Source organism: Pantoea sp. Lij88, assembly GCF_030062155.1.
Classification (GTDB): domain Bacteria; phylum Pseudomonadota; class Gammaproteobacteria; order Enterobacterales; family Enterobacteriaceae; genus Pantoea.
This window is the reverse complement of the sequence record NZ_CP118269.1, coordinates 3,727,569-3,752,303: the sequence shown is the minus strand read 5'-3', so window position 1 is coordinate 3,752,303 and position 24,735 is coordinate 3,727,569. Positions and strand designations below refer to the sequence as shown.

The window sequence follows — 24,735 nt, the reverse complement described above, 5'->3', positions numbered from 1 at the left end:
CGCACTGCGGTTAAGCTTTAAAACAGGGGGCGTTTCGCCCCTTTTGTTTAAGAGGCCAGCCATCATGACCCCGCTGTTCCAGCGTTTATCTGTTCTGATTCTCTCCCTGTTTCTTTTCGGCTGTAGCTCAACTCCGGATATTCCTCCCTTTTCTGCCAGTGGCTATCTTGCCGATCGTGGCGTTGTGCGTATCTGGCGCAAAAACAGCGACCATCAGTCGGTCCATATCCGCACCCTCTATACGCCGTTCAGTGGCGGGGAAGGTGAGGTGACTGACTATGTCTGGCTGGAAGAGTCATTAATCAGTATTCAGCGTCAGGTGAAGGGCAAACAACCTGACGATGTGACCCTGCGCTTTGACCAGTCGGGTGGTCTTAACTTCATGCAGCGTCAGCTTGCAGGGCGGCGTGAAGCAGTCAGCCCGGATGCGGTTGAGCTCTATAAGTTTGACGCTCAGCGGATGCGTAACCTCAGCGATGCGCTGTTAAGCGGTCAGGTGTTCCTGAAACAGGGACACTGGCTGGGAAACAATGTGCTGGAGAGTTGTGAAGGCCAGAAGGTCAGACCCGCTTTTGATGCTGACGATCTGCAGATGCTGACACAGCAGCAGAGTAGCGCATCGACACCGCTGATGGTGTCATGGCTTGAAGCGCCTGAAGGGATACAGTTGTTGCGGGTCAGTCAGAAGGATGACTGCGCGCAGCAGCCGACAGAAGAAGATATGTGAAGTGAAAAGGGGGCACGCTGTGCCCCCTTTGCTTATTTGCGGTTAATGGCGCGGTAGCCGATATCGCGGCGACAGAAGCTGCCCTGCCATGAGATCGGCTTTGTCAGCTCGTAAGCGCGCTTTTGCGCCGCAGCCACATCGTCACCCAGCGCGGTGACGCACAGCACGCGTCCACCGTTCGTCAGCACCCGGTCTTCTTCCAGACGCGTTCCGGCGTGGAATACCTTGCCGTCAGCCACTTCCTCCAGGGGCAGGCCATGAATCTGATCGCCCTGAGCGTAATCACCCGGATAACCGCCCGCCGCCAGTACTACACCCAGCGCAGGGCGTGGATCCCATTGTGACGTTTTCTGATCCAGCTTGCCGTCACAGGCGGCCAGGCAAAGATCGACCAGATCCGACTGCAGGCGCAGCATGATCGGCTGAGTTTCCGGATCGCCGAAGCGGCAGTTAAATTCGATCACTTTCGGCTGCCCGGTATGATCGATCATCAGGCCGGCATAGAGAAAACCGGTGTAGACGTTGCCTTCAGCGGCCATGCCACGCACGGTTGGCCAGATAACCTGATCCATCACGCGTTGGTGGATCTCATCAGTGACGACCGGAGCCGGTGAGTAGGCGCCCATTCCGCCAGTGTTCGGACCGGTGTCGCCATCGCCGACACGTTTGTGATCCTGGCTGGTGGCCATAGGTAGTACATGCTCGCCATCTACCATCACGATGAAGCTGGCTTCTTCGCCATCCAGAAACTCTTCAATCACAATGCGGTGTCCGGCATCGCCAAAGGCATTACCGGCCAGCATATCCTGAACCGCATCCTCAGCTTCCTGCAGCGTCATCGCGACAATCACGCCTTTACCTGCGGCCAGACCGTCGGCTTTGATGACGATTGGCGCGCCTTTCTCACGCAGATACGCGAGAGCAGGCTCAACTTCAGTAAAGTTCTGATACGCCGCGCTGGGGATCTGGTGACGTGCCAGAAAATCTTTGGTGAAGGCTTTAGAGCCTTCCAGCTGTGCAGCGGCCTGCGTCGGACCAAAGATAGCCAGACCCGCTTCACGGAAGGCATCCACGACACCCATCACCAGCGGTGCTTCAGGTCCGACAATTGTCAGATCAATCTTTTCGCGCTGTGCAAATTCAAGCAGGGCAGGGACATCAGTCGCACTGATCGCGACGTTCTGCAGCGCAGGCTCTAATGCGGTACCCGCGTTACCCGGCGCGACAAATACGGTTTCTGCCAGTGGCGACTGAACGGCTTTCCAGGCCAGAGCATGCTCACGTCCGCCATTGCCGATTACTAAAATTTTCATCTGTTATTCTCCGGAACGATTAATGGCGGAAGTGGCGCATGTCGGTGAAGATCATGGCAATGCCATGCTCATCCGCAGCTGCAATCACTTCTTCATCGCGGATGGAGCCGCCAGGCTGGATAACGCAGCTCACGCCGACCGCAGCCGCAGCATCTATACCATCACGGAACGGGAAGAATGCATCCGACGCCATGGCTGAGCCTTTCACTTCCAGACCTTCATCGCCCGCTTTGATCCCTGCAATTTTAGCGGAGTAGACGCGGCTCATCTGACCGGCACCAATACCAATTGTCATGCTATCGCGTGAATAAACAATGGCGTTGGACTTAACGAACTTCGCGACTTTCCAGCAGAACAGCGCATCACGCAGCTCCTGCTCGGTTGGCTGGCGCTTGCTGACCACGCGTAGCTGGCTGGCATCAACCATGCCGAGATCGCGATCCTGAACCAGCAGGCCACCGTTGACGCGTTTGAAATCCAGCGCGGCAGTACGGTTTTGCCACTGACCGCAGATCAGCACACGGACATTTTGTTTAGCAGCAGTAATTTTCAGCGCGGCTTCGGAAACAGCGGGAGCGATGATCACCTCTACAAACTGGCGGCTGATAATCGCCTGCGCAGTCGCTTCATCCAGCTCGCGGTTAAAGGCAATGATGCCGCCAAACGCGGAGGTCGGATCGGTCTGGTAAGCCCGCTCATAGGCTGACAGCAGAGAGTCACCGGTCGCTACGCCACAGGGGTTAGCATGTTTGACGATGACGCACGCGGGTTCACTGAACTCTTTAACGCACTCCAGTGCCGCATCCGTGTCAGCAATATTGTTATAGGAGAGCGCTTTGCCCTGAACCTGCTGCGCGGTTGCCACTGACGCTTCAGTGATGTTCTCTTCTATATAGAAGGCAGCATCCTGATGGCTGTTTTCGCCGTAACGCATATCCTGCTTCTTAATGAAGTTCAGATTCAGGGTACGCGGGAAACGGCCAGCGGGCTGATTGCGTTCACCGTGATAGGCAGGCACCAGGGTACCGAAGTAGTTAGCGATCATGCTGTCATAGGCGGCGGTGTGTTCGAAGGCTTTGATGGCCAGATCGAAACGGGTCTCAAGCGTCAGCGCGTTCTCATGAGCGTCCATTTCAGCAATGATGGCATCGTAGTCGCCGCTGCTGACCACAATGGCGACATCTTTATGGTTCTTGGCAGCAGAGCGCACCATGGTCGGGCCACCGATGTCGATGTTTTCCACCGCATCTTCCAGTGAACATCCTTCACGGGCGACAGTCTGTGCAAAGGGATAGAGGTTAACGACCACCATGTCGATTGGGCTGATGTCGTGCTGCGCCATGATGGCATCATCCTGGCCGCGACGACCTAAAATGCCGCCATGCACTTTCGGATGCAGAGTTTTGACGCGTCCATCCATCATTTCCGGGAAACCGGTGTAGTCAGAGACTTCAGTGACAGCCAGACCCGCATCCGCCAGAAGGCGAGCGGTTCCACCTGTGGAGAGCAGTTCGACACCGCGACTTGAGAGCGCCTGAGCAAATTCGAGGATACCGGCTTTGTCAGAGACACTGAGCAATGCGCGGCGTACAGGACGAGGTTGTTGCATGGTGGTTTATCCCTTGGCTTTGTTTCGCGTATATAAGAGCGTTACGTCAGGCTTTACAGCGGTTTTCTCTTCTATATAAGAAGAAAAGATCAAAACCTCAGGTAACGCCCCGAAAAGGGGTGTCCGGAATATTGCCCGGCATTGTAGCGAAAACGTTTGCGTGATGCTCGCCTAAATTCATTCAGCCCGCTCTGTGTGGATAACATTGTGCGTAACTGCGTATAACAGCGGCTTTTGCTGTGGAATGCAGCGAACGCTCTTTTTTATGCAATTTATGGGTTGCGACTCTCCGACAACTCCCTATAATGCGCATCCATCAACACGGAACACCGGCAACGGGAAAACGGGTTGAGAGGCGCAGGAGACTGCGCCGCCGGAGAAAAACTTCTGAAATAGAGGTTGACTCTGCAGGAGGAAAGCGTAATATACGCCACCTCGCGACAGGACGCTAACGCACTGTTCGCACTGCTCTTTAACAATTTATCAGACAATCTGTGTGGGCACTCGCAGGATTGATATCAGCGTCTCCGGACGTAAAAAAAATATCAAGCCTCACGAGTGAACACATAATGAAATTCATTATGACGTTTTACAGATGAGCACCGCTTAACTTGTTTAAGCAAATCAAACTTAAATTGAAGAGTTTGATCATGGCTCAGATTGAACGCTGGCGGCAGGCCTAACACATGCAAGTCGGACGGTAGCACAGAGAGCTTGCTCTTGGGTGACGAGTGGCGGACGGGTGAGTAATGTCTGGGGATCTGCCCGATAGAGGGGGATAACCACTGGAAACGGTGGCTAATACCGCATAACGTCGCAAGACCAAAGAGGGGGACCTTCGGGCCTCTCACTATCGGATGAACCCAGATGGGATTAGCTAGTAGGCGGGGTAATGGCCCACCTAGGCGACGATCCCTAGCTGGTCTGAGAGGATGACCAGCCACACTGGAACTGAGACACGGTCCAGACTCCTACGGGAGGCAGCAGTGGGGAATATTGCACAATGGGCGCAAGCCTGATGCAGCCATGCCGCGTGTATGAAGAAGGCCTTCGGGTTGTAAAGTACTTTCAGCGGGGAGGAAGGCGACGGGGTTAATAACCCTGTCGATTGACGTTACCCGCAGAAGAAGCACCGGCTAACTCCGTGCCAGCAGCCGCGGTAATACGGAGGGTGCAAGCGTTAATCGGAATTACTGGGCGTAAAGCGCACGCAGGCGGTCTGTTAAGTCAGATGTGAAATCCCCGGGCTTAACCTGGGAACTGCATTTGAAACTGGCAGGCTTGAGTCTTGTAGAGGGGGGTAGAATTCCAGGTGTAGCGGTGAAATGCGTAGAGATCTGGAGGAATACCGGTGGCGAAGGCGGCCCCCTGGACAAAGACTGACGCTCAGGTGCGAAAGCGTGGGGAGCAAACAGGATTAGATACCCTGGTAGTCCACGCCGTAAACGATGTCGACTTGGAGGTTGTTCCCTTGAGGAGTGGCTTCCGGAGCTAACGCGTTAAGTCGACCGCCTGGGGAGTACGGCCGCAAGGTTAAAACTCAAATGAATTGACGGGGGCCCGCACAAGCGGTGGAGCATGTGGTTTAATTCGATGCAACGCGAAGAACCTTACCTACTCTTGACATCCAGCGAATTCGGCAGAGATGCCTTAGTGCCTTCGGGAACGCTGAGACAGGTGCTGCATGGCTGTCGTCAGCTCGTGTTGTGAAATGTTGGGTTAAGTCCCGCAACGAGCGCAACCCTTATCCTTTGTTGCCAGCACGTAATGGTGGGAACTCAAAGGAGACTGCCGGTGATAAACCGGAGGAAGGTGGGGATGACGTCAAGTCATCATGGCCCTTACGAGTAGGGCTACACACGTGCTACAATGGCGCATACAAAGAGAAGCGACCTCGCGAGAGCAAGCGGACCTCACAAAGTGCGTCGTAGTCCGGATCGGAGTCTGCAACTCGACTCCGTGAAGTCGGAATCGCTAGTAATCGTGGATCAGAATGCCACGGTGAATACGTTCCCGGGCCTTGTACACACCGCCCGTCACACCATGGGAGTGGGTTGCAAAAGAAGTAGGTAGCTTAACCTTCGGGAGGGCGCTTACCACTTTGTGATTCATGACTGGGGTGAAGTCGTAACAAGGTAACCGTAGGGGAACCTGCGGTTGGATCACCTCCTTACCTGAAGATACCTTCCCGCGCAGTGTCCACACAGATTGTCTGATAGAAAATAACGAGCAAAGTGTCTTTCGAAGACAGACTTAATTGTCCCCTTCGTCTAGAGGCCCAGGACATCGCCCTTTCACGGCGGTAACAGGGGTTCGAATCCCCTAGGGGACGCCAAAGCTTGGTGACAGGTGAAAGATGTTACCCACATATCTTAAAGATGACTTACGAGTCATGTTTAAGATATTGCTCTTTAACAATCCGGAACAAGCTGAAAATTGAAACGACGCACCGCGTCATTCCTCCGTAATAAGGAATGGCAAAGCGATGCGTTCGAGTCTCTCAAATGCTTGCAACACGCAGCGTTGTAAAACGCCTGTGGGTTGTGAGGTTAAGCGACTAAGCGTACACGGTGGATGCCCAGGCAGTCAGAGGCGATGAAGGACGTGCTAATCTGCGTAAAGCGACGGTAAGGTGATATGAACCGCTACAGCCGTCGATGTCCGAATGGGGAAACCCGGTGCACTCTGTGCATCATTGCAGCATGAATACATAGTGCTGCAAGGCGAACCGGGGGAACTGAAACATCTAAGTACCCCGAGGAAAAGAAATCAACCGAGATTCCCCCAGTAGCGGCGAGCGAACGGGGAGCAGCCCAGAGCCTGAATCAGCTTGTGTGTTAGTGGAAGCGTCTGGAAAGTCGCAGGGTACAGGGTGATACTCCCGTACACAAAAACACACATGCTGTGAGCTCGATGAGTAAGGCGGGACACGTGGTATCCTGTCTGAATATGGGGGGACCATCCTCCAAGGCTAAATACTCCTGACTGACCGATAGTGAACCAGTACCGTGAGGGAAAGGCGAAAAGAACCCCGGCGAGGGGAGTGAAACAGAACCTGAAACCGTGTACGTACAAGCAGTGGGAGCCTTGATTTATCAGGGTGACTGCGTACCTTTTGTATAATGGGTCAGCGACTTATATTCTGTAGCAAGGTTAACCGTATAGGGGAGCCGCAGGGAAACCGAGTCTTAACTGGGCGTTAAGTTGCAGGGTATAGACCCGAAACCCGGTGATCTAGCCATGGGCAGGTTGAAGGTTGGGTAACACTAACTGGAGGACCGAACCGACTAATGTTGAAAAATTAGCGGATGACCTGTGGCTGGGGGTGAAAGGCCAATCAAACCGGGAGATAGCTGGTTCTCCCCGAAAGCTATTTAGGTAGCGCCTCGTGAACTCATCTTCGGGGGTAGAGCACTGTTTCGGCTAGGGGGCCATCCCGGCTTACCAACCCGATGCAAACTGCGAATACCGAAGAATGTTATCACGGGAGACACACGGCGGGTGCTAACGTCCGTCGTGAAGAGGGAAACAACCCAGACCGCCAGCTAAGGTCCCAAAGTCATGGTTAAGTGGGAAACGATGTGGGAAGGCACAGACAGCCAGGATGTTGGCTTAGAAGCAGCCATCATTTAAAGAAAGCGTAATAGCTCACTGGTCGAGTCGGCCTGCGCGGAAGATGTAACGGGGCTAAACCATGCACCGAAGCTGCGGCAGCGACGCTTAGGCGTTGTTGGGTAGGGGAGCGTTCTGTAAGCCGTCGAAGGTGGCCTGTGAGGGCTGCTGGAGGTATCAGAAGTGCGAATGCTGACATAAGTAACGATAAAGCGGGTGAAAAGCCCGCTCGCCGGAAGACCAAGGGTTCCTGTTCAACGTTAATCGGAGCAGGGTGAGTCGACCCCTAAGGCGAGGCCGAAAGGCGTAGTCGATGGGAAACAGGTTAATATTCCTGTACTCGGTGTTACTGCGAAGGGGGGACGGAGAAGGCTATATCAGCCGGGCGACGGTTGTCCCGGTTTAAGCGTGTAGGCGGAGAGTTTAGGTAAATCCGGACTCTTGTTAACGCTGAGGCGTGACGACGAGGCACTACGGTGCTGAAGTGATAAATGCCCAGCTTCCAGGAAAAGCCTCTAAGCATCAGGTAACACAGAATCGTACCCCAAACCGACACAGGTGGTCAGGTAGAGAATACCAAGGCGCTTGAGAGAACTCGGGTGAAGGAACTAGGCAAAATGGTGCCGTAACTTCGGGAGAAGGCACGCTGGCGCGTAGGTGGAGGGACTTGCTCCCCGAGCTGAAGCCAGTCGAAGATACCAGCTGGCTGCAACTGTTTATTAAAAACACAGCACTGTGCAAACACGAAAGTGGACGTATACGGTGTGACGCCTGCCCGGTGCCGGAAGGTTAATTGATGGGGTTATCCGCAAGGAGAAGCTCTTGATCGAAGCCCCGGTAAACGGCGGCCGTAACTATAACGGTCCTAAGGTAGCGAAATTCCTTGTCGGGTAAGTTCCGACCTGCACGAATGGCGTAATGATGGCCAGGCTGTCTCCACCCGAGACTCAGTGAAATTGAACTCGCTGTGAAGATGCAGTGTACCCGCGGCAAGACGGAAAGACCCCGTGAACCTTTACTACAGCTTGACACTGAACATTGAGCCTTGATGTGTAGGATAGGTGGGAGGCTTTGAAGCGCGGACGCCAGTTCGCGTGGAGCCAACCTTGAAATACCACCCTTTAATGTTTGATGTTCTAACGTAGGCCCGTAATCCGGGCTGCGGACAGTGTCTGGTGGGTAGTTTGACTGGGGCGGTCTCCTCCTAAAGAGTAACGGAGGAGCACGAAGGTCAGCTAATCACGGTCGGACATCGTGAGGTTAGTGCAATGGCATAAGCTGGCTTGACTGCGAGAGTGACGGCTCGAGCAGGTGCGAAAGCAGGTCATAGTGATCCGGTGGTTCTGAATGGAAGGGCCATCGCTCAACGGATAAAAGGTACTCCGGGGATAACAGGCTGATACCGCCCAAGAGTTCATATCGACGGCGGTGTTTGGCACCTCGATGTCGGCTCATCACATCCTGGGGCTGAAGTAGGTCCCAAGGGTACGGCTGTTCGCCGTTTAAAGTGGTACGCGAGCTGGGTTTAGAACGTCGTGAGACAGTTCGGTCCCTATCTGCCGTGGGCGCTGGAGAATTGAGGGGGGTTGCTCCTAGTACGAGAGGACCGGAGTGAACGCACCACTGGTGTTCGGGTTGTCATGCCAATGGCATTGCCCGGTAGCTAAGTGCGGAAAAGATAAGTGCTGAAAGCATCTAAGCACGAAACTTGCCCCGAGATGAGTTCTCCCTGACTCCTTTGAGAGTCCTGAAGGGACGTTGAAGACTACGACGTTGATAGGCCGGGTGTGTAAGCGCAGCGATGCGTTGAGCTAACCGGTACTAATGACCCGTGAGGCTTAACCTTACAACGCCAGAGGCGTTTTTGAGAGACAGATTTTCAGCTTGTTACCGGATACAGTTGTGTCCTGCGGACCAAGGTCCGAAGGATTTTGCGCTTAGGCAAGGCGGCAACCGACCGATATGAAGGAGCATACTGAAGTATGTGACTGAGTAGCGCGAGGGAAGCCAACGCAGCATAAGCACAAAAGACACAGGACAGAGCACAAAGAATTTGCCTGGCGGCTGTAGCGCGGTGGTCCCACCTGACCCCATGCCGAACTCAGAAGTGAAACGCCGTAGCGCCGATGGTAGTGTGGGGTCTCCCCATGCGAGAGTAGGGAACTGCCAGGCATTATATAAGTGAAGAAGCCCCGCACGAGAGTGCGGGGCTTTTTTACGTCTGTAAAATGCCACTTTAAGCTGAAACATTTTCATTTTCTGCATGAAACCTCGACATCTCACAACGATCAGGCTAATGTTGGGCATCCAGATGTCTAAACGTTTATATGGTTGCGAGAGGTGAGCAGGTTATGCCAATCAGGGTCCCCGACGAATTACCGGCAGTGAATTTTTTGCGAGACGAAAATGTCTTTGTCATGACATCGTCGCGCGCCAGTGTTCAGGAGATCCGACCGCTTAAAGTGCTCATACTGAATCTGATGCCGAAAAAGATCGAAACGGAGAATCAGTTTCTGCGTCTGCTTTCCAACTCACCATTACAGATCGATATTCAGCTGCTGCGCATCGACAGTCGTGAGTCACGCAATACACCCACTGAGCATCTCAACAACTTCTACTGCAATTTTGAAGATATCCAGCATGACAACTACGATGGCTTAATCGTGACAGGTGCGCCACTTGGGCTGGTCGATTTTAATGATGTTGCCTACTGGCCCCAGATTCAGCGCGTGCTGCACTGGGCAAATGAGCACGTCACCTCAACCCTGTTTGTCTGCTGGGCCGTGCAGGCTGCGCTTAATATTCTGTATGGCATTCCCAAACAAACCCGACATAACAAACTGTCTGGCGTCTATGAGCATCAGATATTGCATCCTCATGCGCTACTGACCCGGGGTTTTGATGATAATTTCCTTGCGCCACACTCACGCTATGCTGATTTTCCTACTCAGTTGATCACGGATTACACCGATCTTGAGCTGTTTGCTGAATCGGAACAAACCGGCGCCTATCTGATGGCGAGTAAAGACAAACGGCTGGTGTTCGTTACCGGCCACCCGGAGTATGACGCGCTGACGTTGTCTGGTGAGTATCATCGTGACTATGAAGCCGGGGTGAATCCTGAAGTCCCGTATAACTATTTCCCACAGGACAATCCGGTCCTGCCACCTCGCGCGACCTGGCGTAGTCACGGCAATCTGCTGTTCTCGAACTGGCTCAACTACTACGTTTACCAGATCACGCCGTTCGATCTGCGCCGTATGAATCCGACGCTGGAATAGTCCCACCCGACGATCAACTGAACCGTGTTAGCCGATGGCAACACGGTTTTTTTTCGCCTGAAAAACAGGAATGAAATCCGTTCCTTTAATAAATAAAACTTTAAATATAAATAAAACAACGGGATAGTTTCACTAAATTATAAAAATGGAAATAGTTTTTGATTTAGAAAAATAAATGCTTATGCTCTGATCCTGTAGCTCACAAAACAAACACCGTGTGGATCCGCTGCATTCGATCCTTTGAATACAGGAGAACGCCAGCATGACAGACTCAGTGATCAGCCCTACTCTGAATTTCAGCCAGCCCTTTAGCCATGCCGAACAGCAGCTGTTAACGCCCGAGGCGGTTTCTTTTTTAGAAGCTCTGGTTGCGCGCTTTGCACCGCAACGTGAAGTGCTGTTATCCGCTCGCCAGCAGCGTCAGCAGCAATATGACCAGGGCTATCTGCCAGACTTCGATATGGAAACGGCTTCCATAAGAGCCAGCGAATGGCGTATTCAATCCATTCCGGCAGACTTAGAAGATCGTCGGGTCGAGATCACCGGCCCGCCCGATCGAAAAATGGTTATTAATGCCCTGAACGCAAACGTAAAAGTCTTTATGGCCGACTTTGAGGATTCGCTGTCACCGGAGTGGTCAAAGCTGATGGAAGGGCAGTTGACACTGCGTGAGGCGGTGCAGGGCACCCTCAGTTACACCAGCGACAAGGGGAAAATTTATCAGCTCGGCGCGAACCCCGCGGTGCTGATGTGCCGGGTTCGCGGCCTGCATCTGTCAGAAAAACATGTCAGCTGCCAGGGTGAGGCGATTCCGGGCGGACTGTTTGATTTCGCGCTCTATTTCTTCCACAACGTCCGGCCCTTACTGGCCAAAGGCAGCGGGCCTTACTTCTATCTGCCGAAAACAGAGAGCTGGCAGGAGATCGCCTGGTGGCGTGAGATCTTCAGTTTCAGCGAGGATCAATTCGATCTGCCACGCGGTACGATCAAGGCCACCGTCCTGATTGAAACGTTACCCGCCGTGTTTCAGATGGATGAGATCCTGTGGAATCTGCGCGATCACATTGTCGGTCTCAACTGCGGCCGCTGGGATTACATCTTCAGCTACATCAAAACCCTGAAACAGCATCCGGATCGCGTTCTGCCGGATCGCCAGTCTGTCACCATGTCTCAGCCGTTCCTGGAGGCTTACTCGCGCCTGCTGATTAAAACCTGTCATCGCCGGGGAGCATTCGCGATGGGCGGAATGTCAGCCCTGATCCCGGCTAAAGATCCGACGCGCAATGCCTGGGTACTGCAGCGCGTGACGGAAGATAAGCAGCGGGAGGCGGGCAACGGGCATGACGGCACCTGGATTGCGCATCCGGGCCTGGCGGACACCGCAATGGCGGTCTTCAATGCCGCGCTGGGTAACCGACCCAATCAGCTGCATGTCATGCGGGAAGAGGATGCCCCAATCACGGCGGAGCAGTTACTCGCACCCTGTCAGGGTGAGCGGACCGAAGCGGGAATGCGCGCCAACATCCGCGTCGCGCTGCAATACCTTGAGGCCTGGATCAGCGGTAACGGCTGTGTGCCGATTGACGGGCTGATGGAGGATGCCGCCACCGCAGAGATTGCACGCACCTCAATCTGGCAATGGATTCGTCATCATCAGGTGCTGAACAGCGGCCAGCAGGTCACGGCCGAACTGTTTCTGCGCTGGCTGAACGAAGAGCTGCATCTGCTGCAAAACGCGCTGGGCGAAGCCCAATTCAGCGCCGGTCGCTATGACGACGCGGCACAGCTGATGGCGCAGATCACCACCGAACGCGAGCTGGTTTCCTTTCTTACCCTGCCAGGCTACCGCCTGATCCCCTGAACAGAGGAGCTATTGCCATGACACGTACTCAACAGACAGATCAACTGGAACAATTCTGGCAGACCGCACGCTGGGAGGGCATTACCCGTCCTTACAGCGCAGCAGAGGTCGTCAATCTGCGCGGCTCGGTCCTGCCCGCCTGTACGCTGGCAGAGCGTGGTGCGGAAAAATTATGGGCGCTGCTGAACGGCGAGGCGAAGAAAGGGTACATCAACAGTCTGGGTGCACTCAGCGGCGGGCAGGCCCTGCAGCAGGCTAAGGCGGGCATCGAAGCGATCTACCTTTCTGGCTGGCAGGTCGCGGCGGATGCCAACGTGGCAGGGCAGATGTATCCCGATCAGTCGCTCTACCCGGTGAACTCGGTGCCGGAAGTGGTGACCCGCATTAATCAGACCTTCCAGCGGGCCGACCAGATTCAGTGGTCCAGCGGCATTGAAGCGGGCGATAGCCGGTACACCGATTTTTTCCTGCCGATTGTTGCCGATGCGGAAGCGGGTTTTGGCGGCGTGCTCAATGCGTATGAGCTGATGAAGGCGATGATTCAGGCGGGCGCGGCTGCGGTCCACTTCGAAGATCAGCTGGCGGCGGTAAAAAAATGCGGTCACATGGGCGGAAAAGTGCTGGTGCCGACTCAGGAAGCGATTCAGAAACTGGTCGCGGCGCGGCTGGCTGCGGATGTCATGGGTGTGCCAACGGTGCTGCTGGCCCGAACCGATGCCGACGCCGCTGACCTGATTACCTCAGACTGCGATGAATACGATCGTCCCTTTATCCGTGGCGACCGGACAGCAGAAGGCTTCTTCCGCACCCATGCCGGTATTGAACAGGCAATCAGTCGCGGGCTGGCCTATGCCCCTTATGCTGACATCCTGTGGTGTGAAACCTCGACGCCGGATCTGGCGATGGCGCAGCGCTTTGCCGACGCCATTCATGCACGCTTCCCCGGCAAGCTGCTGGCCTACAACTGTTCGCCCTCCTTCAACTGGAAGAAGAACCTCGACGATCGCACTATCGCGAAGTTTCAGCAGTCGCTCAGCGACATGGGCTATCGCTTCCAGTTCATCACGCTGGCCGGCATCCACAGCATGTGGTTCAACATGTTCGATCTGGCCCATGCTTATGCTCAGGGCGAAGGCATGCGTCACTACGTGGAAAAGGTTCAGCAGCCTGAGTTCGCTGCCCGCGATCGTGGTTACAGCTTCTCGTCACATCAGCAGGAAGTCGGCACCGGCTATTTCGATCAGGTGACCAACATCATTCAGGGCGGTAAGTCTTCGGTTACTGCGCTCACCGGTTCGACCGAAGAGCATCAGTTCTGACGCTTCTCCTCTGACGGATTCCCCGCCCGCACCACGCGGGCGGGCATTGACCGGAGCTGACTATGCCGCCACGTGAATCCCTGATCGCCCACACTATTCTGCAGGGCTTTGATGCTCAGTATGGCCGCTTTCTGGATATTACTGCCGGGGCGCAACAGCGGTTTGAGCAGGCCGAATGGCAGGCGGTGCAGCACGCCATGAAGGCCCGTATCCATCTCTATGATCATCACGTCAGCCTGGTCGCCGATCAGCTGCGGGTGCTGAACGGCGCGGCCAGCTGGGATGAGATTTTCTGGTTGCGGGTCAAGGATCACTACCAAAGCCTGCTGCCCGGCTATCCACGGCATGAGATTGCCGAAAGCTTCTTTAACTCCGTCTACTGCCGGTTACATGGACATGCCGACCTGCAGCCGGACCGGCTGTTCATCTTCAGCTCTCAGTCCCTGACCGCACCGGTCACACCTTTGCGGCCCTTATCACGTCGTTATCAGCCGGAGCGGGGCTGGCGGGCATTGGTGGATCAGGTGCTGGGGGATTTGCCTCTGACGCTGCCGTGGCAGCACCGCGCGCGCGATGTCGGCTGGATTGTCCGCCACCTGGCATCGCATTTCCCCGGGCTGGACCAGGGCTGGCTTGAGGTCAATAGTGAACTCTTCTATCGCAACAAAACCGCCTGGCTGGTGGCGCGCCTGCATCTGCCGGAGGGCATTTTTCCCTGTCTGCTGCCGATTCAGCGCACGGAAGCCGGCGAACTGTGGATCGACACCTGCCTGACCGATGTGAATGACGCCAGCATTGTGTTTGGTTTTGCCCGCGCCTATTTCATGGTTTATGCCCCGGTGCCTGCGGCGCTGGTTGCCTGGCTGCAACCGATTCTGCCCGGCAAAACCCTGGCGGAACGCTACATGGCGATTGGCTGCCAGAAGCACGGTAAAACCGAAAGCTATCGCGAATATCTTCATGCGCTAGCAGAGAGTGATACCGCTTTTGAGATCGCGCCCGGCGTGCGCGGCATGGTGATGCTGGTGTTTACGCTGCCGGGCTTTGACTGGGTGTTCAAGGTCATCAAAGATCGCTTCGCGCCGCAAAAAGAGGTAACGGAAGCGCAGGTCCGCGCCTGTTATCAGCAGGTCAAAGAACACGATCGCGTGGGACGGATGGCGGATACGCAGGAGTTCGAGCAGTTTGCGCTGCCGCTGTCGCGCATCTCACCGGCCCTGCTGACGGAACTTCACGCCTGCGTGGCAGAGAAGCTCTGTATCGATGGCGATCGCCTGATCATTCGTCATCTGTGGCTGGAGCGCCGGATGCAGCCGCTTAATATCTACCTGGCGCAGGCCAGTGCGGCAGAGCGACGTCATGCGATTGAGGAGTATGGTAACGCCATCCGGCAGCTGGCGGCCGCCAATATCTTTCCGGGCGATATGCTGTTTAAAAACTTCGGGATAACCCGCCATGGCCGGGTGATTTTTTACGATTACGATGAGATTCGCCCGATGCAGGAGCTGAACTTCCGGGAGGTGCCCGCGGCGCGCTATGAGGAAGATGAACTCAGCGCCGAACCGTGGTACAGCGTCGGGCCGGACGATGTCTTCCCGGAAACCTTCCGCTATGCGTTATGCAGTGAAGCCGCGACCGGCGCCTTGCTGCTGCAACTGCATCCGGAGATATTCGACGCCCGCTGGTGGCGCGCGCAGCAGCAGCGCATCGCCCAGGGGCATGTGGAAGAGGTAATCGCCTGGCGGCAGACGCAGCGTTTCAGCGTCTGCTACGCGGCAGATACCGTTAACGACCGCTGTACGCCAGCGTAACCTGACGCGCTTCCCGGATGACCAGCGCACCTAACTCTGTAATGCGATCGTCCGTCATGCGGGCGATGGGGCCGGAGATGGAGAGCGCGGCAAACGCTTCGCCATGTTCATCATAGATGGGTGCGGCGACACAGCGCAGTCCGAGGGCATGCTCTTCATCATCCAGCGAAAAGCCCGCTTTGCGCACCTGCGCCAGATTCTCTTTCAGGCTTTGCGGCGACATCAGGGTTTTCGGCGTGTAGTAGTGCAATCCTTTCTGATGCAGCAGGGCGGTGACCTGTTCATCACCCAGATGCGCCAGAAACGCTTTGCCTGCGCCTGACGCATGCATCGGCAGCTTGCCGCCAATCGGCGCGGACATCCGCATCAGCTGGGTACATTGCACCTGATCAATGATCACCGCCTGGTAATCACTGAGATCCAGCACCGCCAGATTCACCGTCTCACCGGACTGCTCCATCAGGCTGCGCAACACCGGGTGAACCAGCGCCAGCAGATTACGGCTTTGCAGGAAACTGCTGCCCACTACAAAGGCGTGTGCGCCGATTGTCCACAGCCCGAGATCGCCGACCTGGCGGACAAAACCCTGCTGCTGCATGGTGCTGAGCAGACGATGCGTGGTGGAGTTAGGCAATCCCGCCTGCTGCGCCAGCTCGGTCAGCGCCACGCTGCCATGTGAATCAGCAATCAGCTCCAGCAGCGTCAGGCCGCGCGTCAGTGACTGGACCTGACCACCCGCAGGCGCGGCAACAGGGGTACCGCGGGGTTTCTTGCCGCGCTTAACGGGAACGGGCGTTGCCATCGTTTTTTCTCCTTTTACATTGTGGAAATCATTTTCGTTTTAATCGCGCAGTTTGCAAACGCTGGTTTTCTGGTCAGACCTGTGAGGCAGTGACCTGAAAATCTCTCCGACGAGGTCACTTTGTCGCCTGACAAGCTTGTGCCAGAATGAAAAACAGGCTTTTCCGCCAGCAGACTGACGTGAATGGGGCAACAGTGAGCAATAAAATCGACGCGCTACATCAGCAGCTCGCACGACGCATTATGGTGTTGGATGGTGGCATGGGCACCATGATCCAGAGCTACCGGCTGGAGGAAGAGGATTATCGCGGCAGCCGTTTTGCTGACTGGCCCTGCGATCTCAAAGGCAACAACGATCTTCTGGTGCTGAGTAAACCTGAGGTGATCCGCGAGATCCACGATGCCTATCTGGCCGCCGGTGCGGATATCCTGGAAACCAACACCTTCAACGCCACGTCGATTGCGATGGCGGATTACCAGATGGAACGTTTATCGGCGGAGATCAATTTCGAAGCGGCCCGACTGGCGCGTGCCTGCGCCGATGCGTGGACGGCGAAAACGCCGGATCGTCCGCGTTACGTCGCGGGTGTGCTCGGCCCGACCAACCGCACCTGCTCGATCTCACCCGACGTCAACGATCCCGCCTACCGAAACGTCACCTTTAATCAGCTGGTGGAAGCCTACCGTGAATCGACCCGCGCGCTGATGGAGGGCGGGTCCGACCTCATCATGATCGAAACGGTGTTCGATACGCTGAATGCCAAAGCGGCCATCTACGCGGTGCAGACCGAGATGGAAGCGCTGGGTGTGAAACTGCCGCTGATGATCTCCGGCACCATCACCGACGCCTCCGGCCGGACGCTCTCCGGCCAGACCACCGAAGCCTTTTACAACTCCCTGCGTCACGCCGAACCGCTCTCTTTTGGCCTGAACTGCGCGCTGGGACCGGATGAGCTGCGTCAGTATGTGGCGGAGCTGTCGCGCATCGCCGAAGGCTACGTGACTGCCCATCCTAATGCCGGTCTGCCCAATGCCTTTGGTGAATACGATCTCGATGCAGAGCTGATGGCGGAGCAGATTGGTGAATGGGCTACCTCGGGCTTCCTGAACATTATTGGCGGCTGCTGTGGCACCACGCCGCAACATATTGCGGCCATGGTCGCGGCGGTTGAAGGCATCGCACCGCGTCCCTTGCCGGTAATTCCGGTGGCCTGTCGCCTCTCCGGCCTGGAGCCGCTGAACATCACCGCAGAGTCACTGTTTGTTAACGTCGGTGAGCGCACCAACGTGACCGGCTCAGCAAAATTTAAGCGGCTGATTAAAGAAGAGAAGTACAACGAAGCGCTGGAAGTGGCGCTGCAGCAGGTGCAGAGCGGCGCGCAGATCATCGACATCAACATGGATGAAGGGATGCTCGACGCCGAAGCGGCGATGGTGCGCTTTCTGAATCTGATTGCGGGCGAACCCGATATCGCCCGCGTACCGATCATGATCGACTCCTCGAAATGGGAGGTGATTGAGAAAGGGTTACAGTGCATTCAGGGCAAAGGGATCGTGAACTCAATTTCGATGAAAGAGGGTGAAGCGGCCTTTATCCACCATGCGCGCCAGGTCCGGCGTTACGGCGCGGCAATGGTGGTCATGGCGTTTGATGAAGCAGGTCAGGCGGATACGCGCGCCCGTAAAATTGAGATCTGCCGCCGCGCTTACCAGATTCTGACCGAACAGGTCGGTTTCCCGCCGGAAGATATCATCTTCGACCCCAACATCTTTGCGGTCGCCACCGGCATTGACGAGCACAACAACTACGCCATGGATTTCATCGGTGCCTGTGAAGACATCAAACGTGAACTGCCCCATGCGATGATCTCCGGCGGCGTCTCCAACGTCTCGTTTTCCTTCCGTGGCAACGACCCGGTGCGGGAAGCGATACACGCGGTGTTCCTCTACTACGCCATCCGAAACGGCATGGATATGGGCATCGTCAACGCAGGCCAGCTGGCCATCTATGACGATCTGCCGGCAGAACTGCGCGACGCGGTAGAGGATGTGATTCTTAACCGCCGGGATGATGGCACCGAGCGGCTGCTGGCGCTGGCGGAGAAATACCGTGGCGGCAAAAGCGATGGCGCGCAGGAAAAGCAGCTCGCCGAATGGCGCAGCTGGGACGTGGTGAAGCGGCTGGAGTATTCGCTGGTCAAAGGCATCACAGAGTTTATCGAGCAGGATACCGAAGAGGCGCGCCAGCAGGTGCCACGTCCGATAGAGGTGATTGAAGGCCCGCTGATGTCCGGCATGAACGTGGTAGGCGACCTGTTCGGCGAGGGCAAAATGTTCCTGCCGCAGGTGGTGAAATCGGCGCGCGTGATGAAGCAGGCGGTGGCATATCTGGAGCCCTTTATCGAAGCGAGCAAAGAGGCGGGGCGCAGCAACGGTAAAATCGTGCTGGCCACGGTCAAAGGCGACGTGCATGACATCGGCAAGAATATCGTCGGCGTGGTGCTGCAGTGTAATAACTACGAAATTATCGATCTCGGCGTGATGGTGCCGGGCGAGAAAATCCTCAAAACGGCGCGCGAAGTGAAGGCGGACATCATCGGCCTGTCAGGCCTGATTACGCCGTCGCTGGATGAGATGGTCAATATGGCGAAAGAGATGGAGCGGCAGGGCTTTACCTTACCGCTGCTGATTGGCGGCGCGACCACCTCGAAAGCGCATACCGCCGTCAAAATTGAGCAGCACTACAGCGGCCCGACGATCTACGTGCAGAACGCCTCACGCACCGTCGGTGTGGTGTCGTCGCTGCTCTCCGCCACGTTAAAAGAGGATTTCGTCGCCCGGACGCGCAAAGAGTACGAAACCGTGCGCATCCAGCATGCGCGTAAAAAGCCGCGCACGCCGCCGGTCCCGCTCCAGGTGGCGCGCGATAACGCCACCTCAATTGACTGGGAGAGCTACACGCCGCCTGTGCCGCATCGCCCTGGTGTCAGTCAGGTGGAGGCCAGCATTGCGACGCTGCGCCACTACATCGACTGGACGCCGTTCTTTATGACCTGGTCGCTGGCGGGTAAATATCCCCGCATTCTGGAAGATGAAGTGGTCGGTGAAGAGGCACAGCGTCTGTTTGCCGATGCCAATGTGATGCTCGACAGATTAAGTGAGGCGTCGCTGCTGAAGCCGCGTGGGGTGGTCGGTATTTTCCCGGCTAACCGGGTCGGTGATGATATCCATATCTACAGTGATGAGCGGCGCGATGAGGTTTTGTGTGTGAGTCATCACTTACGTCAGCAGACAGAAAAGACCGACTTCGCTAACTACTGTCTGGCGGATTTTGTCGCACCAAAAACCTCCGGAAAAGCGGATTATCTCGGCGCGTTCGCGGTGACAGGCGGACTGGAGGAGGATGCGCTGGCGGAGGCGTACGATCGTCAGCACGATGACTACAACAAGATCATGGTGAAAGCGCTGGCTGACCGTCTGGCAGAAGCCTTTGCCGAATACCTGCACGAGCGGGTGCGTAAGGTGATCTGGGGCTTTGCGCCCAACGAAAATCTGAGCAATGAAGAGCTGATTCGGGAAAATTATCAGGGAATACGTCCGGCGCCAGGCTATCCGGCCTGCCCGGAGCATACTGAAAAAGCCGCTATCTGGCGTCTGCTGGCAGTGGAAGAGCAGACCGGCATGAAACTCACCGAGTCCTTTGCGATGTGGCCAGGTGCGGCGGTGTCTGGCTGGTACTTCAGCCATCCTGACAGCCGTTATTTCGCCGTGGCGCAGATTCAGCGTGATCAGGTGGAAGATTATGCGGCACGCAAAGGGATGTCGGTGACTGAGGTGGAGCGCTGGCTGGCACCGAATCTCGGCTACGATGCGGATTAAATAAAAAAGCGGCCCGGAGGCCGCCTCTGCTTAGTTGAAGCGCGCGTCGCGATCCGACGTCAGGTCGTACAGCTGGTACTTACGACCCAGCATCTGACCGCCATCACGCGTCAGCGGCACCCAGTTCACCTGCGCGCGACCGCGCGTTGGCGTCACGGTGAACAGATCCATCGGGATAGAGATATAGAAGCCTTTGGTGAAGTCGCCTTCGCCATACTCTTCAGACGACACGTTGGTTTTGGTGGCATAAACACCGACCATCACGCCGCTGTCGAAGCGCTTCGACACATCGACCGTTACGCCTTTATCTTTCGCCAGATACTGACCGACGCTGGTTTTCACCAGCACATCCTGCATGAACCACGGACGCCAGTAACCCGTCAGGTTGCCGGTGGTCGCTTTATAGCGGTTAAACTGCATCATGTTGTCCCAGTCACGCTGACGGACATAGTTGGCATCAACGCCCACCGCCCAGTTCGCATCGACCGGACGATAGAGCAACTCGCCGCCCACGCCGCCATACATCGTCTCCAGATAACCACCGTAGACCTGACCATAGAAGCCGTTACCGAGGTGGCCCATATAGTTCGCCTGCAGATCGTTGACGTAGACGTTGTTCTCAACGTAGTCGCGGATATGGGTACGGACGCGTGGCAGCGAAGAGTCCGCTGGTGCGCCGTTGTAGTTGAACTTGTCGTAGTTATTGGCGAGGTTACCAAACAGACTGCCGCCCACCAGCAGGTGATCCGTCAGCCAGTAATCAGCGCTGGCCATTACGCCGACCTGATACATATAGAAGCTTTCCGGGCCGCCCACGGACTGATTCAGCACCGGTGACAGGCTGTAGTTCAGGCGATCTTTGCGGATAAACATCCCCTGCTCAGTGGTACCCGGATCGACCGGTTCTTTGCGGGTCTGTTGCAGCGGCTGCTCATGGCCCAGCGGATAGCCTTCCAGATCGTTACGCAGGCTGGCGACTTTCGTCTCGGTGGTCACCTGCGGCATGTTAAAGCGCGACTCGGTCACATTGATCGTGTCGATGCCGTCAGGCAGGTGGTTCATGATGATGCGGTTAGCGCGATCGACGCCTTCACGGGTATCGCGATACTTCGTCTGCTCGCCTGACACATACAGCGTATGGCCCTGAGTCTGAATATGCGGACCGTCGAGACCGGCGTTGTATTTCAGATCGGTCAGCTGAGAGCCCACCACCGTCGGCTCCAGCAACTGAGGCTGCGGCTGCGGATTATAGGCCGGCTTCTCGCTGTCGATGTGCGCCTGACGCAGATCGTTAAAGTTAGTACGAATGGTGACACCAAACATAAAGGTGTTGCCGCGTTCGTAGCTGGCGTTGATGTCAGCCCAGTCGGTCACACGATAAATCGCGCCGACGTTGAGTTTGCTGCGCTGATCAAGGCGGCCAGCAAAGTCATTCTGGTAGTCGTTGCCCTCATATTCCATCTTGAGGCGCAGCGGCTGCCAGGGCGTCTGATACTCCACGCCGCCGAATAGCGCCGTCGGACCGTGGAACATCTGCGAACCATTGATTGAACCCGCTTCGCCCACCTTCGGACGCTGGCAATAGCTGTCGCTATAGGAGCAGAAAGGGTTCTTCAGCGTGCCGCTGTTGCCGAGATAGCCCCAGCCGATGCCCAGGGTGAAGTCGAACGGTCCCCAGGCTTTGGTCCCGACCAGATATTCGCTGTCGAACAGGCCGGTACCGCCGAGATCGCGGGTTCCTACCGACACTTCCGGCAGCCAGAAACCTTCCTGCCACAGACGCAGTTTCAGGTCGAAGGCTTTATCTTTATAGCTCTGCGTGCCGCTGAATTCTGAGACCGCACTGTACTGACGGGTCCGCACGTCGGTATAACGCACGGTGGTCTCCAGCCAGGGGAAGAGCTGCAGTGACGCGGAGTAATAGCGGTACTGATCGTTGTCGCGCGCGTTGAGGCTGAATTCACCCTCTCTGGACATGCGCGCCGTCGGCACCTGCATCAGGCCCACGCCACCGAAATCGGATTGTGAAGGACCCACCGGCGCGGGGAACGTGTCAGCCTGCGCCTGACAGGCGGCCGCCACGGAAACAGCCAACAGGCTGAAGAGATAACGTTTTTTCATCAGTCTGGTATCCGGTGAGTCAGTACGGAAAGGATGCGATCGTTCAGATCTTCATAGCTGCCTGGCAGGCTCCATGACGAAAAGCCGAGCCAGATAACGCTGCCTGGCTCCACTTCCGCATGGCGGCGATTCCAGTAGGCAACCGGCACCTGCTGTGTGGCGCCTGAAGGGGCAATCACCGTAACAAAATTGCGTTCTGCCCCGGAGAGTGACGCGTGACCGTCCAGATAGTCGCGTACTGATTTACCCGGCTGCCAGCTCATTTTGCCTGCGCCACTCAGTGCGCCGAGCAGCAGCACAGAATCGGATGGCGCCTGCAAATAGAGGTCATAGCTGCCTTCCAGCCGACGATTGTCAGCCGGATGCAGGCGGATCCAGTCCGGGTCGAGCGACGTGAACTGGCGACCTGCAACGTTGATGGCGCTCAGCTGGCGGATCACCTCATCAATCGCTGCCGCCCGATCGCCGCTGCTGTCAGCACGCCAGGCACGTAACGCACCCAGCGTCTGCTGATATTGCTGCTGTGCCACTGCGGTGGCACCGCGCTCGGCAATAAAGGTACTGCGCCAGTCCGTGTTGATCTGCAGCGGAGGCAGCGTCACCAGCTGTGAGAGATCCGCGACCTGACTCAGCTCAGCCTGACCGCCGTTGTGGGGTGCATGGACAGTAACCTGCGCAGCTGCCTGCGCCCCTGCGGCGCTGAACAGGCTCAGCCCGGCCAGCAAAATAGTGATTTTTTTCATGATTTCGCCGGCTTCAGAATAGTGATATCGACAGGGAAGGCATCGGCCGCCAGCATCTGATGGGCCTGCACCACATCGCCGCTGCTGTTATCGATCCAGAAGGTGTTTTCCCACTCGCGGTTACTGCTGTCGATGCTCACCTGCTCATGCCAGACACGGCACGGAATGCGGTTGCCCGCCACGGTCAGCACTTCGTCGGTGCCACGCTGGAAGGTAGAACGCACGGTCGCGCCGCGAACCTTGTCCTGCTCGGTCCACTGCACGATGCGGGTCCAGCTCGCACCGTTGCTGATATGCAGGCTGTCAGCGAGCGGATCCTGTTGCAGATTGCTGACGCTCAGCAGGTTATCGGGTAAGCCCAGGGTTTTCACCAGACGGCCATGCTGTGTCACCAGCATCGCCTGATCCTGCGTTACCCATTTCTGCTGCCCCTTCTCGCTGTAGCCCAGCACCACAAAAATGCGCGGACCTTCATTCAGACGAGCATAGAGACTGGCATAAGGAAGATTGTTGACCTGTTGATCGGTGACGGTGACGTCATCCGGACCGTTAACCGCGAGCAGCAAAGTCTGTTCAAGACCTTTTTGCGTTTGTGTACAGGCCTGCAGCAGCAGGCAAGCGAGCAGCAGAGGAAGTCGGCGCACTGTGTGTCCCTGATAAGTCATGCCAAAGTAAAAATAACCACACAGGCGTGTGGTTATGTTTAAAGGTGCTTTGCCCGTCCCGTCTGGCCGCAGAGAAACAGTTTACGAAGCTCAGCGTCATCACTTACTGAAGTCAGTGGTTCAGCCTCTGCCCGTTTGCTGCCAGTCAGCAGTCAGACGCGTATCGGGCAACCATCAACGTGTGGTGCTCGTTGTGGTTGTGGTTGTTGTACCGGTATTTGCACCGTCACCACCGCCAGAAGCGGCAATGCCGAGCCCGACCAACGCGCCAAGTGCGCCGATACCGACAGCGGTAGATGCGCCAGCAGAGATTGCTCCCGCCTGCGCGCCTGCTGCAGTACCTGCGTCACCTGCTTCCTGCGGCGCAGCAAATGCGCTTGAGGAGACGGCAACGAGGATCAAGGCTGCACCGGCAACCATAGTTTTTTTCATAACAACGTTTCCTGCATTGAGTGAATGAAGGATCTCTGACCGGCGACAATGGCTATGCAGACAGGCTGCGACCAGTGCGACGGACAGTCCCATTGCGGGCGCGTTCATTATAGGGCAACAAAATATCAGAGTTCAGTGCCATAAAAACCAGGGCAAAAGGCGGGTCAATGACGTGATTTAATCAGTGATATTGGGGATAACTACTTTTTATATCGGAGTATTTCCGGCTGATACCCTATATTTCGCTGCAGCTAAGGGTAATGCAAAGCGTAATGTTCTTTTTTATTAATATCTGGTACGGAATAAGAATAATCAGAATTTACTCAGGAAGGCTGAAATTAAATAGGATTACAAATCAACGGCTAACACTATAAACGCCCGTTTTTCAGATCCATTTTAAACTGTATTTCGCGCTGTTTCCTGAGCCGATGTTCAGAATTATCTTAGGGTGTTTTAAGAATTTTCCCGCGCCGGAGGTTATCGCTTAATCGATAAATTACCCAATGAGGCGTTAAAACAGACAAAAAAAGGGCGGCAACGTTGCCGCCCGATAAAATGAAT

13 protein-coding genes, 1 tRNA gene and 3 rRNA genes are annotated in these 24,735 nt (G+C 55.9%); 10 read left to right on the top strand and 7 right to left on the bottom strand.

Going from position 1 to position 24,735, the window contains the following annotated elements:
- Nucleotides 1-64 precede the first annotated feature (64 nt).
- On the top strand, nt 65-727 hold the full coding sequence (locus PU624_RS21380) for a DUF1481 domain-containing protein (protein WP_283546546.1): 663 nt from the start codon (nt 65-67) through the stop codon (nt 725-727).
- 32 nt (nt 728-759) lie between these two features.
- On the opposite strand, the gene purD is transcribed toward PU624_RS21380, so the two are convergent.
- Together purD and purH are read right to left on the bottom strand one after the other, a co-directional pair.
- Nucleotides 760-2,040, bottom strand: a complete 1,281-nt coding sequence (gene purD, locus PU624_RS21375; RefSeq protein ID WP_283546545.1) for a phosphoribosylamine--glycine ligase — start codon at nt 2,038-2,040, stop codon at nt 760-762.
- Between the two features lie 19 nt (nt 2,041-2,059).
- A complete protein-coding gene (gene purH, locus PU624_RS21370; RefSeq protein WP_283546544.1) occupies nt 2,060-3,649 on the bottom strand; it encodes a bifunctional phosphoribosylaminoimidazolecarboxamide formyltransferase/IMP cyclohydrolase in 1,590 nt (529 codons plus the stop codon).
- A gap of 632 nt (nt 3,650-4,281) precedes the next feature.
- On the opposite strand from purH, the gene PU624_RS21365 reads away from it, so the two are divergent.
- From PU624_RS21365 to aceK, 8 genes are all read left to right on the top strand, one after another.
- Nucleotides 4,282-5,822 (top strand): 16S ribosomal RNA (locus PU624_RS21365).
- 86 nt (nt 5,823-5,908) lie between these two features.
- Nucleotides 5,909-5,984, top strand: a tRNA-Glu gene (locus tag PU624_RS21360).
- Between the two features lie 212 nt (nt 5,985-6,196).
- Nucleotides 6,197-9,107: ribosomal RNA gene (locus PU624_RS21355) — 23S ribosomal RNA — on the top strand.
- A 210-nt stretch (nt 9,108-9,317) separates the two neighbouring features.
- Nucleotides 9,318-9,433: ribosomal RNA gene (rrf, locus tag PU624_RS21350) — 5S ribosomal RNA — on the top strand.
- The 16S, 23S and 5S rRNA genes sit together here with 1 tRNA gene alongside, the layout of an rRNA operon.
- Nucleotides 9,434-9,612: 179 nt before the next feature.
- A complete protein-coding gene (gene metA / locus PU624_RS21345; protein WP_283546543.1) occupies nt 9,613-10,542 on the top strand; it encodes a homoserine O-acetyltransferase MetA in 930 nt (309 codons plus the stop codon).
- A 262-nt stretch (nt 10,543-10,804) separates the two neighbouring features.
- Nucleotides 10,805-12,403: a malate synthase A gene (gene aceB / locus PU624_RS21340; protein ID WP_283546542.1), complete on the top strand. Its 1,599-nt coding sequence runs from the start codon at nt 10,805-10,807 to the stop codon at nt 12,401-12,403.
- Between the two features lie 17 nt (nt 12,404-12,420).
- On the top strand, nt 12,421-13,722 hold the full coding sequence (gene aceA, locus PU624_RS21335) for an isocitrate lyase (RefSeq protein ID WP_283546541.1): 1,302 nt from the start codon (nt 12,421-12,423) through the stop codon (nt 13,720-13,722).
- A 62-nt stretch (nt 13,723-13,784) separates the two neighbouring features.
- Complete coding sequence (gene aceK, locus PU624_RS21330) at nt 13,785-15,533, top strand: bifunctional isocitrate dehydrogenase kinase/phosphatase (RefSeq protein WP_283546540.1); 1,749 nt, start codon at nt 13,785-13,787, stop codon at nt 15,531-15,533.
- Here aceK and iclR read toward each other — a convergent pair.
- On the bottom strand, nt 15,508-16,335 hold the full coding sequence (gene iclR / locus PU624_RS21325; protein WP_090963637.1) for a glyoxylate bypass operon transcriptional repressor IclR: 828 nt from the start codon (nt 16,333-16,335) through the stop codon (nt 15,508-15,510). The genes aceK and iclR overlap by 26 nt on opposite strands.
- A gap of 242 nt (nt 16,336-16,577) precedes the next feature.
- Here iclR and metH point away from each other — a divergent pair, with 242 nt between their 5' ends.
- Nucleotides 16,578-20,213 (top strand): methionine synthase, encoded by a 3,636-nt coding sequence (metH, locus tag PU624_RS21320; RefSeq protein WP_502921585.1) that lies wholly within the window; start codon nt 16,578-16,580, stop codon nt 20,211-20,213.
- Nucleotides 20,214-20,243: 30 nt separating this feature from the next.
- Here metH and PU624_RS21315 read toward each other — a convergent pair whose 3' ends face one another.
- The 4 genes from PU624_RS21315 to yjbE form a co-directional block, all read right to left on the bottom strand.
- A complete protein-coding gene (locus tag PU624_RS21315; protein WP_283546539.1) occupies nt 20,244-22,334 on the bottom strand; it encodes a YjbH domain-containing protein in 2,091 nt (696 codons plus the stop codon).
- The gene (locus tag PU624_RS21310; RefSeq protein WP_283546538.1) at nt 22,334-23,077 is read right to left on the bottom strand and encodes a capsule biosynthesis GfcC family protein; all 744 of its coding nucleotides are present in this window, start codon (nt 23,075-23,077) and stop codon (nt 22,334-22,336) included. Before PU624_RS21310 ends, PU624_RS21315 begins: the two co-directional genes overlap by 1 nt.
- Nucleotides 23,074-23,721 carry a YjbF family lipoprotein gene (locus PU624_RS21305; RefSeq protein ID WP_283546537.1) on the bottom strand — a complete coding sequence of 216 codons (648 nt, stop codon included), beginning with the start codon at nt 23,719-23,721 and terminating at the stop codon, nt 23,074-23,076. The genes PU624_RS21310 and PU624_RS21305 overlap by 4 nt, the downstream gene beginning before the upstream one ends.
- A gap of 195 nt (nt 23,722-23,916) precedes the next feature.
- Entirely contained in the window at nt 23,917-24,174 is a 258-nt protein-coding gene (yjbE, locus tag PU624_RS21300) for an exopolysaccharide production protein YjbE (RefSeq protein WP_283546536.1), read from the bottom strand.
- Nucleotides 24,175-24,735: the final 561 nt, after the last annotated feature.